The 2,082-nt window shown below is 68.2% G+C and carries 2 protein-coding genes and 2 pseudogenes; 3 read left to right on the top strand and 1 reads right to left on the bottom strand.

From position 1 onward, the window contains the following. Together BIS11_RS16080 and BIS11_RS16075 are read left to right on the top strand one after the other, a co-directional pair. Positions 1–421 (top strand): annotated as a pseudogene (locus tag BIS11_RS16080) (glutathione-dependent formaldehyde dehydrogenase); the annotation flags it as partial. 29 nt (positions 422–450) lie between these two features. Continuing rightward, the gene (locus BIS11_RS16075) at positions 451–996 is read left to right on the top strand and encodes a hypothetical protein (protein ID WP_253586532.1); all 546 of its coding nucleotides are present in this window, start codon (positions 451–453) and stop codon (positions 994–996) included. Between the two features lie 3 nt (positions 997–999). Here the strand turns inward: BIS11_RS16075 and BIS11_RS16070 are convergent, their stop codons facing one another. Further along, complete coding sequence (locus tag BIS11_RS16070; protein WP_253421862.1) at positions 1,000–1,623, bottom strand: glutathione S-transferase family protein; 624 nt, start codon at positions 1,621–1,623, stop codon at positions 1,000–1,002. 183 nt (positions 1,624–1,806) lie between these two features. Here BIS11_RS16070 and BIS11_RS16065 point away from each other — a divergent pair. Next, positions 1,807–2,082 (top strand): annotated as a pseudogene (locus tag BIS11_RS16065) (CbbBc protein); the annotation flags it as partial.

Below are 2,082 nucleotides of genomic sequence, written 5' to 3'. Positions count from 1 at the left end.
CGGCAAGGGGCCGGAGAAGTGCATCGACGCAGTGGGACTCGAGGCGCACGCCACGCGCTCACTGGATTCCGCCTATGATCGCGTCAAGCAGGCGGTCATGCTGGAGACCGACCGCGCCCACGTGCTGCGCGAGATGATCTACGTCTGCCGCCCGGCCGGGGTGCTGTCGATTCCCGGTGTCTACGGTGGCCTGATCGACAAGGTGCCCATCGGGGCGCTGATGAACAAGGGCCTGACCGTGCGTACCGGGCAGACCCACGTGAATCGCTGGAGCGAGGATCTGCTGCGCCGCATCGACGAGGGCCAGATCGACCCCTCCTTCGTCATCACCCACTCGGTCGGACTCGACCAGGGGCCGCAGATGTACAACACCTTTCGCGAGAAGCAGGACGGCTGCGTCAAGGTGATCCTCAAACCCTGAGCCAGGCGTGACGACGCCGGGAGAAGACGATGACACACTCATCACACCGAGGCCGCCGTTCGCAAAGCGGCGCCGACCGGGTGGCACGCGGGCTGGGCTGGCTGAGCCTGGGCATCGGGCTCTACAAACTGCTCGCCCCGCGCCGGGTCGGCAGGTCGCTGGGCATGCGCGGCGTCGATGGCCGCGTGCGCGCCGCGGGTGTCCGGGAGCTTGCCAGCGGCATCGGCGCGCTTTCCGACAACCCCACCCCGGCGGTATGGAGCCGGGTCGGGGGCGACGTGCTGGATCTGGCTGCGCTGACCTACGCGCTCAAGGACCGCCATAACCCCAAGCGCCAGAACCTCTATCTGGCCCTCACCGCCGCCGGCGTGCTGACCGCCGTCGATCTCTGGTGCGCCAAGGCGCTCTCTCGACGCCACGCCTATCAGGGCGGCGTCACGCCGGACTATCGGGGCCGAAGCGGTTTTCCCGCCGGGCTCGCCGCCGCCCGCGGCGCGGCGCGCGGCTTCGAGGTGCCCCGGGACATGCGCCACGCCCTGCCGGACCCGTCAATGGCCAAAGGCGCAAGGCGGTAGCGCTCAGCACACGGCCTGCTTCTCGCGCTCGAGGGCGCGCGCCAGCGCCGGGCGCGCCCCGTGATGATCGCGGTAGTCGAGCAGCGCCTGGGGCAGGCGGTGTTTCATGCTCCCGGCCCACTGCAGCGTATGGGTCAAAAACAGGTCCGCCAGGCTGAAGGCGTCGCCTACCAGGTACTCGCCGCCGGTGTAGCGGCGCTCGAGCGCTTTCAAGGCGCGCTCGAACTCCCAGGCGCAGGTAGGGATGATCGCGGCGACGCGCCGCTCCTCGGGCAGGGCGAAGGTGTGCTTGGCCTGATTCCACAAGGGCTGCTCAAGCTCGGTGACGATGAAACTCAGCCACTGGTCCACCTGTGCGCGCTCGGCGGCGTCCTTGGGCAGCAGCGTGGCCTCGCCGCCGTAGCGCTCGGCCAGGTAGCGGCAGATCGCCACGGACTCGAACAGCACCAGGGCGCCGTCTTCGAGCACCGGCAGCTTGCCGTCCGGGTGGCGCGCCAGGTGTGCCGCCGAGCGACCCTCGCCCTTGTCCAGCGCCACGTGTTCGCAGCGGTACTCGAGCCCCAGCTCCTCGAGCATCCAGGTGGCGCGCAGCGAGCGGGAATGGGGAAAGGTATACAGCGTCAGCATGATCGATTCCTTGCGTTTGCGTGAGGGAGCTCTGACCTCGAAGATTAAGACGCCGAACAGAACATTGCCACGACCGACGTGTCCCATCGTCATGCCGCGGCGCTTTCGCTTTCGAAAATGGCTGTTAGACTTTCCGCGATATCGCTGCCCGGCGCCCCGCCCCTGACCTCCTGGAGATGCATCATGGCCTCACCCAACCCCGATACGCCCGTCCGTAAGAAAGCGGTCGAGCACGACCCCGACGTTGGCGAGTATCACAACCCGGCAGGCGGGTGGGGCGCGCTCAAGGCGGTGAGCCAGCATCTTCTCCACAGCCGGTCGCCGGCGGCCAACGCCCGGGCGCTGTTGAAGCTCAACCAGCCCGACGGCTTCGACTGCCCCGGCTGCGCCTGGGGCGACCCGGAGCACGGCTCCTCCTTCGAGTTTTGTGAAAACGGCGTGAAGGCAGTGACCTGGGAG

It is taken from the genome of Halomonas sp. 707D4 (genome assembly GCF_024158685.1).
In the GTDB taxonomy this organism is placed as follows: domain Bacteria; phylum Pseudomonadota; class Gammaproteobacteria; order Pseudomonadales; family Halomonadaceae; genus Vreelandella.
The sequence above is the reverse complement of the archived record's forward strand: the minus strand, read 5'-3'. Positions and strand labels throughout refer to the sequence as shown.

What these genes read in the sequence shown, in the direction of transcription:
- BIS11_RS16075 (WP_253586532.1), top strand. Translation starts at nt 451, where the DNA reads ATGACACACTCATCACACCGAGGCCGCCGTTCGCAAAGCGGCGCCGAC.
- BIS11_RS16070 (WP_253421862.1), bottom strand. Translation starts at nt 1,623, where the DNA reads ATGCTGACGCTGTATACCTTTCCCCATTCCCGCTCGCTGCGCGCCACC.